The following is a 10,534-nucleotide window of genomic DNA, read 5'->3' as shown; positions in this document are numbered from 1 at the left end:
GGCGATGGCAAATGGGTGCAGACGGCGGGCGGCTGGAGCGACGCGCAGGACCAGCTGGCGCATGTGCGGCGCGGCGGCGAGGCCGATGCGCGCTCGGAGAAAGCGAAGGCGGTCGAGGCGCCGAAGGCGAGGCCGCAGAAGAAGCTGTCGTTCAAGGACGAGCACCGCCAGAAGGAGATCGACGCGCTGATCCCTGCGCTGCATGCGGAGATTGCGAAGCTGGAAAAGGAGCTCGCCGACCCTGCCCTCTATGCCCGCGACCCGAAGGCGTTCAACGCCAAGTCCGAGCGTATCGGCGCGGCGCGCGCGGAAGCCGAGGCGGCCGAGATGGAATGGCTGGACATCGAGGAGCGGCGCGAGGCGCTGGCGACCTGAACGTAAAAGCTTCGTTAACCGGCGCGGCCTAGATTCCGGCGCTGGATATATGGGAGTTCAGCCGATGCGCCTTTCATGGATGCTTGCGATTGCCGCCTACCTGGTGGCGCCTGCCTTTGCCGATGCGCCAATGTCGCTGAAGGCCGATGCCATGGCGGCGCCGGAGACTGTGGGCGCGGAACCTGGCCTCTACCGCTTTGGCGCGACTTACAGCGTGATACCGTCAGAGGACGCATCAAGCTGCCAGGCGGCTTGCGCGGACGATGCCAAATGCGTCGCGTGGAGCCATGTTGCGACGACCGGCGAGCATGATGCTTGGTGCGAATTGAAGCGCGGCGGCGGCCGCATCGAGCACAATCCGCTGGCGACATCCGGCATCTCGCCGCGCCATGAGGCGATCTTCGCGCCTGTCCAGCAAGCGCCTTCCGACGAATTGCTCGGTGACGCGGACCATATCAAGGCGATTACGGTCGAGATCGAAAAGGTTGATGTCGACGGGCCCACGGACCTGACGCCAACCGACGATTAGAGCGCACGCTCCTTGGTCGAGGTGAACCGGATCGCCGGGTTCTTTTCCTGCGCGTAGCCGACATCCCAGGCATTCTTTGCCAGATAGACCGGCGCGCCATCAAGGTCCGTGCCGGAGGCCGACTTGTTCCGCTCAAGGAATTCTTCCAACTTGGCCGGATCATCGCACGCCATCCAGCGGGCGACATTGTAGGGCGCCGGTTCGAACACGACTTCAAGATTGTATTCGGCCGCCACGCGCTCGATCATCACTTCGAACTGGAGCTGGCCGACGGCGCCGACGATCATGTCGGAGCCGATGGCGGGCTTGAAGAGTTGCGTGACGCCTTCCTCGGCGAGGCTTTCAAGCGCCTTGCGCAGGTGTTTCGCCTTCATCGGATCCTTCACGCGGGCGCGGCGCAGGAGTTCCGGCGCGAAGTTCGGAATGCCGGCAAACTGGATGTCGCCGCTTTCCGACAGGCTGTCACCGACGCGCAGCTGGCCATGGTTGGGCACGCCGATCACGTCGCCTGCATAAGCGGTCTCTGCAATCTCGCGGTCCTGCGCGAGGAACATCAGCGGGTTGTGGATATTCAGCTGCTTGCCGCTGGCGCTCTTCAGGCGCATGCCGCGCCGGAACTCGCCTGAGCACAGGCGCAGGAAGGCGACGCGGTCGCGGTGGTTCGGGTCCATGTTCGCCTGGATCTTGAACACGAAACCGGAAACGTCATTGTCCGATGGCTGAACGTTGATTGGAACGCCCTTGCGTTCGGCTTTCTGGATACGCGGCGGCGGCGCATGATCGCGCAGCGTGTTGAGCAGTTCCGCGACGCCGAAATGGCGCAGGGCCGATCCGAACACGACAGGCGTCATGTTGCCGGCCCTGAAAGCCTCTTCATCGAATTTCGGCAGCAGGCCGGTGACCATTTCCACGCCTTCGACCAGGTCGGCATGAACATAATCATCAAGCTTGCCGATCAGGGCTTCGTCACTGCCCGGGATGCGGGTCGCCGGGCCGATATGCGGGGGCTCGCCGGGGCGGCGGTCGAACTGCAGGAACTCACCGGTCGTGAGATCCTTCATGCCGGCAAACCGCTGGCCGGAAGCCGCCGGCCAGTAGAGCGGCGCCGTGTCGAGCTGCAGCTTATCCTGCACTTCATCAAGCAGGGCGATGGGCTCCAGCGCCTCGCGGTCCATCTTGTTGATGAAGGTGACAATCGGAATGTCGCGCATGCGGCAGACTTCGAACAGTTTCAAGGTCTGCGGCTCGATACCCTTGGCGGCATCGAGCACCATGACGGCGCAATCGGCCGCCGTGAGCGTGCGGTAGGTGTCCTCGGAGAAGTCTTCGTGGCCCGGCGTGTCGAGCAGGTTGAAGACAAGGCCGCAATATTCGAACGTCATCACCGAGGCGGAGACCGAGATGCCGCGGTCGCGTTCGATCTTCATCCAGTCAGACCGGGTGCGGCGCTGCTGGCCCCGCGCGGCAACTTCGCCAGCCGCGCGGATGGCGCCGCCTGCGAGGAGGATGTTCTCGGTGAGGGTCGTCTTGCCCGCATCCGGGTGCGAGATGATGGCGAAGGTGCGCCGGCGGGCGGCTTCCTGGACGTGGGACATTGGGGTTCCGGACAATTCTGGTTTCAGCCGCCAGCCCCTAGCCGATTTGGCGGCAGGATTGAAGGGCTTGTTGGCGGCTTCGCTTTGGACACACTTCCGGGTATGGTGGCCGGGGAACGCAAATCCATGATGAAGGGGACTTTTGTCATGCCCGATCGACATATTTTGCTGGCCAGCTGCGCCGCGCTCACCCTGCTTGTGGCGGCCTGTGGTCCGCGAGAAGCGCCGATCCCGGAAGTGCCCGAAACCATAACACCGGCAGCAGATGCCGCCGAGGCGGCTGGCGGCGTGACAGGGGCAGTCACAACCGTCCTTGACGCAGGCGACGGGGCAGAAGTCGTGGAGGCCACCCTTGAGGCGCCTGCCAATCCGGCAGATGCCGTGATCGAAACCCCGAAGGGCCCGATGACGGTCATGGTGGTGATGGATTCGTCCGGCTCGATGTGGGGCCAGATCGATGGCCGCTCGAAACGCGATATCGCGCGCGAGGCCGTGCGGGCCATGGTGGAGAGCAATCCGGAGCTCGGCTCGGCCGGGTTGATCGCCTATGGCCACCGGCGCAAGGGCGACTGCAAGGATATCGAACTGATGCGCAGCCCGGGCGCGAACGTGCCGCTGGCCGATGCAGTCGACGCGCTGGTGCCGGTGGGCAAGACACCGCTGACCGCAGCGGTCGAAACCGCCGCCAATGCGCTCAGGATCGAGGAAACCCGCGCCACGGTCATCCTCGTCACGGACGGTATCGAGACGTGCGATGCGGACCCGTGCGCGGCGGGCGTCTCGCTCGAACAGCGCGGCATTGAATTCACGGCCCATGTCATCGGCTTTGGCCTCAGCGCAGATGAAGGCCGCCAGGTCGCCTGCCTCGCCGAGGAAACCGGCGGACGCTATATCGAGGCATCGAATGCGGGCGAATTGTCCGAGGCGCTGGAATCGGTTGCGGAGGCTGTCGAGTCCGGCCCGCCTGAAGCCGCGACCGCAACGGCATCCATAGACGGGCCGGAATCCGTCGAGATCGGCGCCAGTTTCAACGTCAGCTGGGAAGGGCCGGACGCGCAAGGCGATTATGTCGATATTGTCCCAAAGGGCCACGAACGTACCAGCGGCGAGCTGTCCTATGGCTATGCCCGCGAGGGCAGCCCGGCGACGCTGCGCGCACCCGGCGAGCCGGGCGACTATGAGCTTCGCTATGTCTGGACGGCGCCGCAGGGCCGTACCGTGCTCGTGACGCGCCCGATCGAGGTCACTGAAGCCGATGTGGCGCTGATCGCTGCACCGTCCATCGGCATTGGCGAGCCGCTGACCGTCGACTGGCGCGGCCCCGACAATCCCGGTGACTATGTCGACATCGTGCCGCGCGGACACACGCGAACGGATGGTGAGAAAGCCTATGCCTACACGAAGGGCAATCCCGACACGCTGACCGTGCGTGTGCCCGGCACGCCCGGACCATATGACCTGCGCTATGTGGCGCAGGCAGCGGATGGCCGTACGGTCTTGAAGGTCCTGCCGGTCGACGTGACGGAAACAAGTGTCGACCTGGCGTTCAATCCGGCTGTTTCGCTCGGCGGTGTGCTGGAGGTCGACTGGTCGGGACCGGGCACCGAGGGCGACTATATCGACATCGTGCCGCGCGGATACACACCGAGGAGCGGCGAGAAATCCTATGCCTACACGTCCGGCGGCAATCCGCTGGAACTGAAACTGCCGGGCGAGCCGGGCAAGTATGACGTGCGCTATGTCCTTCAGTCGGCTGATGGCCGCACGGTGCTGAAGACCGTGCCCCTGACGCTGAACGATATCGACTTCGAGGTTAAGCCCTCAACGGCCAGCGGCGTGTCGGGCGAAACGATCAGCGTGGCCTGGACCGGCCCGGCCAGTGACGGCGACTATGTCGATATCGTGCCGCGCGGATACGCGCAGACTAGCGGCGAGAAGTCATACACGTACGTCAAGGCCGACAATCCGCTGACGATCAGGCTGCCGGGTGCGCCGGGCGACTATGACCTTCGCTATGTTTTCGTGTCTTCCACCGGGCGGTCGGTGAAAGCCGTCAGGCCGGTCAGGGTGACACCGGCTGACGTGACGCTGGACGTGCCTGCCAGTGTTGCGGCCGGGGCGAGTTTCCAAGTCGGCTGGACCGGGCCGGGCTATGCCAATGACTATGTCGACCTTGTCCCCGACGGGCATACACGAACCAGCGGTGAACTGTCCTATGCCTACACCAAGAAGGGCGAAACGCTGACGCTGAAGGCACCGGACGATGCCGGGGCGTTCATGGTGCGCTACATTCTTCAGGGGCCTGACGGACGCCAGGTGGTGACCAGCCAGCCGGTCAGGGTGGACTGAACTGGATCAGGCGGCGAGCGGCCAGATCTCTTCGATATTGGGCAGTGTGCCTTCCTGGTCGGCGCGCTGCTTCAGCGTGCGCAGGATAGCTTCCGGCAGGATGGTCAGGCGCGGCTCGCTGACGTTGCCGTCCTGCGCGGGGAACAGGGCGGCGTTCGCTCCCGTCTTGGCGATGATCAGTGAACCGAGGTCCTGGATCAGCACGGTGTCGATCGGGATGCCTTCGCGGACATGGTCGGCCACGACCCGCGTCACGAAATCGAGCGCGTCGCGTGCCCGCATGCCGTAGGGATCTCCGCAGCCGAGGCTCTTCCAGCGTTTCGAGAGGTGGATCTCCGGGATGTCTATCTCGGCGATCTTGTCGTTGAGAAGGAATAACATGGTCTGCCCGCCCCCAGCAGTGGATACGTCCGGAAGCTGCCTTGGTCGGGTTAACAGGCGGTTTACCTGAAAACCCGCAATGGCAAATCGCAGTGCGATGCCCTATTCGCTCTCGATGTCTTCGGTGAGGAAGTGGCGGCCCTGCCGGTCCTCGATCTCGACGACCCACAGGTCGCTGTCGCGCTGGCGTGCGCGCTGGATATAGGCATCGACACTTGCCTCATCCGGCCCCACGCCCTGAACCGAAAGGTCACGGAACACGCGTTCGCCGTCGAGATTGGTCGAGGGCGAGTAGGCCGCTGCCGTGCCGTCGAGACGGGCGACCTTGATCAAAGTATCGCCGCGGTCTGCGTCGCCCTTCTGGACAATGAATGCAGACGCGCCTGCGACCTCGCAGCGGCGGATGAGGGCTTCAACCCAAAGTCTGGAAGGCAGGCGGACCATGGCCGGGACCTTTGCGCTTTTTCCGGCGGGCGGCAAGCGGCGCCAGCCTATTGGGCCGCGTCTTCCAGCGGTTCGATACCGGTCATGTCGGCAAGCGGAAGCGTTACTTCGGCGCGCGTGCCCTTGCCGGGCCGTGACATCAGGGTCAGCTGGCCGCCATGCAGTTCGGCGAAGCTGCGCACCACGGCGAGGCCGAGGCCGGTGCCTGCCCGGCCGCGCGAATTGCCGCCTTGCGAGAACGGCTCGGTCACCTTCTTGAGATCGTCTTCCGACATGCCGGCGCCCCGGTCGATGACGCTGAGCACGGCCGCGCCGCCGGCCTCGAACGCATCGAGCGTGACCGTCCCGCCCTTGTCGGAATACTTGATCGCGTTGGATACGAGGTTCTGCCAGATCTGGCGCACGGCGCGCGCATCGGCCTCGGCCCAGACTTCATTGTCCGACTTGATTTTCAGCTTCACGCCTGCCCGTTCTGCCTGGTTGTCGAGCTGGCGCACGATGGACTGGGCCGAAGCGATAAGGTCGACCGGTTCCGGCTCGAGGCGCTGGCGGTCGGCATTGGCCTTGGCGAGGTCGAGGATATCATCGACCAGAAGCAGAAGGTCCTGGCCGCTTTCATGAATGATGCCGGGATAGTCGGCATAGGCTTCCGGCAGGGGGCCGCGTATCTGGGCGCGCATCATGTCGGCATAGCCGAGAATGGCGTTGAGCGGGGTCTTCAGGTCATGGCCGAGCGAGGCGAAGAAGGCCGTGCGGTCCTGCAGCTGGCTGGCGGCCGCTTCGAGCGCCACGGTGGCCTCTTCGGCCTGCCGCTGGGAAGCGCTGATATCCTGCACCAGGAGGCGCGTGCCAGCCGGGCCGGCTTCGGCGGCAAAGGCGGCCAGCCGGCCATCGGCAAGCCTGATTTCGCCGCGCGCATGGCCGCTCTCCGGGCAAAGGCCGGATACGTCGGCGTCCGGCTCGAACAGGTGTGCCAGCGCGGCGCCCTGCCTGGCCGAGACGAGCCCCAGCGTATCGCCCGACAGGCTGCGCACGCGGCCTTCAGGGGTCACATCCAGCAGGAGTATGCCTGACGATGCGGGCAGGACCGGCATGGACGCCGCTGCAGGCGGAGCCTCTGCAACGGCTGCGTCATCGGCACCGGCGCGGCCACGACCAGCATACCGGTCGCGCACAAGCACCCAGACAAGCAGGCCCGCCAGGACAAGCCCGGCAAAGGCGATGGCCACGGTCAGCGCCTGGTAGGCGTCTGCGCCTGCGGGCAGCAAACCGAAGCGCCCCATCAGCAGGACGGCGAAATAGGCGACCACGCCGAAAATGGCGGCTTCGGCGGCCATGTCCGTATCTTCAAGGTTCAATGCGATCAGGGGCGCCAGCACGAACAGGATGGTCAGCGGCGAAGATGCCCCTCCCGTCAGGGCGACGCCCAGCACGGCCAGCAGGGTCCAGCATATAACCAGCAGCGGCGGTGCGATGGGTGAAACATCCTTGTCCGGACGAAGGAAGACAAGCCCGACAATCGCTGGCAGCGCCGAGATAACTGCGCCCCCCAGAAGCGGCAGGAACGTGATTCCCCGCAGCACAGCAATCAGCGTCGCTGCAGCGACCAGCGCCAGCCAGGTTACATTAACAAACTGTAACCGCTTCTGTGTCATGAGGGGGAACCTGTTAACATCCCATAGAGATTCCTTAGGCATTCTCGCGCCTGTACCCATCGTTTGCTGTATTTGTAATGTTATCTACAGGCAAGGCGAGGTTCCCCAAGTGGGGAAGATGGGGCAAGAGTATCGCGTGTCGCGTGAGGGAGAGTTGATACCATGAAGTCCATCAGAATGATTGGGGCAGCACTAGTCGGGTTCGGCTTGGTCGCTGGCGTAAATGCTCAAGGAAAAGACCCGATTTCCGATACGGCGGCAGTCTATGCCACCTATCAGTCTGACGTCACAGACGTAAAAGACAAACCGCTGTCTTCTGCCGGAGACATCGACCACGCGCTGAATTCTCTGGGTGGTCACAATCCCGACCAGCTGTCGAAAGGCTGGATCGCCTATTCCGCGCTTATCGCCTCGCAAAACCCCGAATATCGGGCCGCCGTGCGCGACATCGAAAGCTTTTATGGCCGCGAAGCACTTGAAACCGGCATGCGCAACGATGTGCGTTATGCCCGCACGCTGCATGGCGGCGATACGGCCGTCAGCGCTGCCCTGTCTGCCACAGAAGCCGACAGCCGTCGCCTGAGCACCGCCGCAGCCTATGTCAAGGAGCAGGCCTATTCCCTGCAGGCGTCGGGCTGGGCGAAGGCCAAGATCGGCAATTCCGGGTCCAAGGCCAGGAAACTGGATTCCAGCCAGGCATCGGGCATCCCGGCCAAGCTTGGCCTGCTGACCGCAATGAACGCTCCGGACTTCGATGCCGTGCTTGTCCAGGCGGGCAATACGGGCGCACCATCCCTGTGGGACAATGTCTCCGGTGCAGCCGGCGCCATCAAGATCCCGGCGGCTGTGACGTCCGGCCTGACCGGCAACCGCAAGCGCGTGAAATTCGGCAAGGAACCTGTTGCCGACCAGATCGCGACACTGGCTGCCTATCGCGTGCTGGGGGCCAGCACCGAGAAGAATGCAAGCCAGATCAGTTCCGCAATGGCCGAGCGTGAGACCAAGGGCTGCCTCAACATGGCAAACCTGAACCTCCAGCAGTGCGTGGCCGCCGCCAACCAGCAGTATGAAGTGCCATTCTGCATCGGCGAACACGCCCTGTCCGATGTGGGCAAGTGCATCGGCGGCGTCTATCAGTAGGCGCGCCGCACAATCCTGAAATCAAACCCCCGGTGCCGGTTGCGGCGCCGGGGGTTTTCTTTTGCCCTTCAATGCCCCATTTCAGGCGCATGAGCATCGAAACAGCGGCCGCCGAGATACGTGAAGAGTTTTCCTGGCTTGAAGACTGGGAAGCGCGCTATGCGCACATCATCGATCTGGGCAAGGCAAACCCTGCGCTGGCCGATGACGAGAAAACCCCGGAGACCATTGTCAGGGGCTGCGCCTCCCAGGTCTGGATGGTGACAGACGTTGACGATGGCCGCCTTGTCGTGCGCGCGGAATCGGATGCGATGATCGTGTCCGGCCTGATTGCGCTGCTCGTGCGCCTCTATTCCGGCGCGCCCCTGCGCGAGATCGAGACGTTCGATGCGAAGGCATTGCTCGACGAAATCGGTGTGTCAGGCGCGCTGACCGCGCAACGCTCGAACGGGCTTGCATCCATGCTTGAGCGGATCCGGCATGATGCGCGCCAGGCGCTGGCCGCCTGACCCCTGCCCCCCGTCAGGCAACCGCCGGCGCCTCGCTCAGCAGCACCACGCTCGACAGGCCGACCGCCAGCTGATCCAGCCAGTCGTCAAAGTCTGAATCGTCGCGCCTGTCCTCGATCAGGTGGCAGGCATAGGCAACGGTCGGACGATCCCGGCCAAATGCCCGCGCGACACGCGCCAGGCTCATGCCAAGCGCAACGTGCATGAGATAGATGGCGATATGGCGCGCCCGCGCCTCGGATCGGATGGCCCCGCTCAGGCGAAAGGATGGCCTCCAGTTTCAGGCCGAGCGCATAGGCGGTCAGCGCCGCAGCAAGACAGGCCCGGTCTTCGTCTTTCTGTGGATCGAATTTCGCCATCACTGTCTCCTTCTGGTCTGGCAGGCAGAAGACTACCCGGCATCAGAAGGCGTAGGATAACTTTCCTATACCATCAAGCTGGCATCAGGGATCGCAGGCGATTCAGGCCGCTGCGCGGGGAGAAGAAGTGTGGACAGAACTGGCCTGGCCATCCGTGGGGACCACCATGCGGCGGGTCGGCAGCATCTCGTCGTGACAGAGAACCATCGTCAGATGGCCATTGGAATCCATCAAGGGCAGGCGCAGCCAGGCATGCATGCCGTCTTCCTGCTCGATGACACCGCCCACAGGCCCCCGGCGTTCGAGCGCGACGGACAGGCCCAGCGAGAAGGCTTCGCCATGGGCGCCCATGACATCTGCGACACGGCGGCCGCGCGCCTCCATCCCGAAAATGTCGCGCAGGCGCGAACCGGCGATCCGGAACCGGCCATCGCCGGACTCATCGAACTGGACGATGGAAATGCTGGCCAGCATGCTGCGCAGCGCGCCGGGATCAATCGCTTCGCGCGGGACGCAGCCCGTCCGGTCGCGCAACCGCTTCCAGTAATTGATCAGCTCTTGTTGGGCAATAGTGACGCCCTGGAATAGGGTTTTGTTTGACATCGGTTGCACCCCCAGGTGATTCGATAGAATCACCTATCGCGCGAGTGGACTCCGGGATCAAGAGTCAACAACAGATATTCTTAACCTTTGTTACCGATTTATTTCGTTCTGGAAACGTAACGACAAGTATTCGTACAGCGAAACTAGGCCTTGTCACCCTTGCCGAGACCCATTTTCTTCGCAAGCATTGAGCGGTGCTTTGAATAGCCGGGCGCGACCATGGGATAGTCCGGCGGCAGGTTCCATTTTTCGCGGTATTCGTCAGGCGACATGTCGTATTTGGTACGAAGATGACGCTTTAACGACTTGAATTTCTTGCCATCTTCGAGACAGACGAGGAAATCCTCGCCCAGGGAGCGTTTCACCGATACAGCCGGCTTGGGACGGGCCGTTTCGGCATCATGGTTGCCAAGGCTGGCCAGAGAGGCGTGCACGTTGCGGATGAGTTCAGGCAGGTCAGCCGACTGAACGGTGTTGTTTCCGACATAGGCGGCAACGATTTCACTTGCGAGTTCGATGAGCACACCGTCACGCGGTACAGCAGTCATTGCTTCGGGCATTGTCTTGGCTCCCCAGCTCTCTTTCCTTCTGGGTA

General features: G+C 63.4%; 11 protein-coding genes and 1 pseudogene. 5 read left to right on the top strand and 7 right to left on the bottom strand.

The window, feature by feature from the left end; translation table 11 throughout:
• Window positions 1-375 (top strand): annotated as a pseudogene (locus tag VR74_RS08400) (ABC transporter ATP-binding protein); the annotation flags it as partial.
• Window positions 376-439: 64 nt separating this feature from the next.
• Complete coding sequence (locus VR74_RS08395; RefSeq protein ID WP_045695865.1) at window positions 440-904, top strand: PAN domain-containing protein; 465 nt, start codon at window positions 440-442, stop codon at window positions 902-904.
• Here the strand turns inward: VR74_RS08395 and VR74_RS08390 are convergent.
• The gene (locus VR74_RS08390; RefSeq protein ID WP_299949912.1) at window positions 901-2,499 is read right to left on the bottom strand and encodes a peptide chain release factor 3; all 1,599 of its coding nucleotides are present in this window, start codon (window positions 2,497-2,499) and stop codon (window positions 901-903) included. The genes VR74_RS08395 and VR74_RS08390 overlap by 4 nt on opposite strands.
• Before the next feature lie 147 nt (window positions 2,500-2,646).
• Here VR74_RS08390 and VR74_RS20695 point away from each other — a divergent pair, with 147 nt between their 5' ends.
• Window positions 2,647-4,848, top strand: coding sequence for a VWA domain-containing protein (locus VR74_RS20695; protein ID WP_299949910.1), 2,202 nt, complete (start codon window positions 2,647-2,649; stop codon window positions 4,846-4,848).
• Between the two features lie 6 nt (window positions 4,849-4,854).
• Here the strand turns inward: VR74_RS20695 and VR74_RS08380 are convergent, their stop codons facing one another.
• From VR74_RS08380 to VR74_RS20690, 3 genes are all read right to left on the bottom strand, one after another.
• Window positions 4,855-5,229 (bottom strand): hypothetical protein, encoded by a 375-nt coding sequence (locus VR74_RS08380; protein ID WP_045695864.1) that lies wholly within the window; start codon window positions 5,227-5,229, stop codon window positions 4,855-4,857.
• Between the two features lie 102 nt (window positions 5,230-5,331).
• A complete protein-coding gene (locus tag VR74_RS08375; protein ID WP_045695863.1) occupies window positions 5,332-5,673 on the bottom strand; it encodes a DUF1491 family protein in 342 nt (113 codons plus the stop codon).
• 47 nt (window positions 5,674-5,720) lie between these two features.
• Window positions 5,721-7,328, bottom strand: a complete 1,608-nt coding sequence (locus VR74_RS20690; RefSeq protein ID WP_299949908.1) for an ATP-binding protein — start codon at window positions 7,326-7,328, stop codon at window positions 5,721-5,723.
• A gap of 162 nt (window positions 7,329-7,490) precedes the next feature.
• Between VR74_RS20690 and VR74_RS08365 the strand changes: the two genes are divergently transcribed.
• Window positions 7,491-8,468 (top strand): hypothetical protein, encoded by a 978-nt coding sequence (locus VR74_RS08365; RefSeq protein WP_299949906.1) that lies wholly within the window; start codon window positions 7,491-7,493, stop codon window positions 8,466-8,468.
• An 89-nt stretch (window positions 8,469-8,557) separates the two neighbouring features.
• A complete protein-coding gene (locus VR74_RS08360; RefSeq protein WP_045695861.1) occupies window positions 8,558-8,977 on the top strand; it encodes a SufE family protein in 420 nt (139 codons plus the stop codon).
• Window positions 8,978-8,990: 13 nt separating this feature from the next.
• Here the strand turns inward: VR74_RS08360 and VR74_RS20685 are convergent, their stop codons facing one another.
• The 3 genes from VR74_RS20685 to VR74_RS08345 all read right to left on the bottom strand — a co-directional run bounded on the left by VR74_RS20685 (window position 8,991) and on the right by VR74_RS08345 (window position 10,499).
• Window positions 8,991-9,164: a hypothetical protein gene (locus tag VR74_RS20685; protein WP_299949904.1), complete on the bottom strand. Its 174-nt coding sequence runs from the start codon at window positions 9,162-9,164 to the stop codon at window positions 8,991-8,993.
• A gap of 274 nt (window positions 9,165-9,438) precedes the next feature.
• Window positions 9,439-9,939, bottom strand: coding sequence for a PAS domain-containing protein (locus VR74_RS08350; RefSeq protein ID WP_045695859.1), 501 nt, complete (start codon window positions 9,937-9,939; stop codon window positions 9,439-9,441).
• Between the two features lie 143 nt (window positions 9,940-10,082).
• Window positions 10,083-10,499: a MucR family transcriptional regulator gene (locus tag VR74_RS08345; RefSeq protein WP_299949902.1), complete on the bottom strand. Its 417-nt coding sequence runs from the start codon at window positions 10,497-10,499 to the stop codon at window positions 10,083-10,085.
• Between the last annotated feature and the right edge of the window lie 35 nt (window positions 10,500-10,534).

Origin of the sequence: Hyphomonas sp. BRH_c22 (genome assembly GCF_000961795.1) — a bacterium.
Taxonomy (GTDB): Bacteria; Pseudomonadota; Alphaproteobacteria; order Caulobacterales; family Hyphomonadaceae; genus Hyphomonas.
Note: the sequence above shows the minus strand (reverse complement) of the source record. Positions and strands in the feature narration are given on the sequence as shown.

Bases quoted from the DNA above. Each gene is read 5' to 3' on its own strand.
- VR74_RS20695 (WP_299949910.1), top strand. From the start codon at position 2,647: ATGCCCGATCGACATATTTTGCTGGCCAGCTGCGCCGCGCTCACCCTG.
- VR74_RS08390 (WP_299949912.1), bottom strand. From the start codon at position 2,499: ATGTCCCACGTCCAGGAAGCCGCCCGCCGGCGCACCTTCGCCATCATC.
- VR74_RS08365 (WP_299949906.1), top strand. From the start codon at position 7,491: ATGAAGTCCATCAGAATGATTGGGGCAGCACTAGTCGGGTTCGGCTTG.
- VR74_RS08380 (WP_045695864.1), bottom strand. From the start codon at position 5,229: ATGTTATTCCTTCTCAACGACAAGATCGCCGAGATAGACATCCCGGAG.
- VR74_RS08345 (WP_299949902.1), bottom strand. From the start codon at position 10,499: ATGCCCGAAGCAATGACTGCTGTACCGCGTGACGGTGTGCTCATCGAA.
- VR74_RS08395 (WP_045695865.1), top strand. From the start codon at position 440: ATGCGCCTTTCATGGATGCTTGCGATTGCCGCCTACCTGGTGGCGCCT.
- VR74_RS08375 (WP_045695863.1), bottom strand. From the start codon at position 5,673: ATGGTCCGCCTGCCTTCCAGACTTTGGGTTGAAGCCCTCATCCGCCGC.
- VR74_RS08350 (WP_045695859.1), bottom strand. From the start codon at position 9,939: ATGTCAAACAAAACCCTATTCCAGGGCGTCACTATTGCCCAACAAGAG.
- VR74_RS20685 (WP_299949904.1), bottom strand. From the start codon at position 9,164: ATGAGCCTGGCGCGTGTCGCGCGGGCATTTGGCCGGGATCGTCCGACC.
- VR74_RS08360 (WP_045695861.1), top strand. From the start codon at position 8,558: ATGAGCATCGAAACAGCGGCCGCCGAGATACGTGAAGAGTTTTCCTGG.
- VR74_RS20690 (WP_299949908.1), bottom strand. From the start codon at position 7,328: ATGACACAGAAGCGGTTACAGTTTGTTAATGTAACCTGGCTGGCGCTG.